Source organism: Parvimonas sp. D9, assembly GCF_035282565.1.
Lineage (GTDB): Bacteria > Bacillota > Clostridia > Tissierellales > Peptoniphilaceae > Parvimonas > Parvimonas micra.
Genome location: NZ_JAYKBM010000260.1, coordinates 1 through 238, shown reverse-complemented (window position 1 = coordinate 238; position 238 = coordinate 1). Strand labels below are relative to the sequence as shown.

Annotated in this window: 1 pseudogene; it reads left to right on the top strand. The window is 42.4% G+C overall.

What is annotated here, in order from left to right:
• Window positions 1-238, top strand: a pseudogene (locus VJI94_RS08805) (hypothetical protein); the annotation flags it as partial.

Genomic DNA, 238 nt, shown 5'->3' with positions numbered 1-238 from the left:
ATGCACCACACAGTTTCGCTACGGGATATTCCGGCTCGAACGGAAGACAACACCCCAAATCAACAGGACTAGGGCTCTATTTAGTTAAACACAATTCGGAAAAACTCGGACAAAAAGGTAAATTGGAGTCAAAATTAGGCGAAGGTACAAGCGGAAAAGTCTATTTTATTATCGAGTCGGACCCAAGTATGGAAAAAGATTTTTTTGAAGCATATAGGGCACATACCGGAGCTGCACA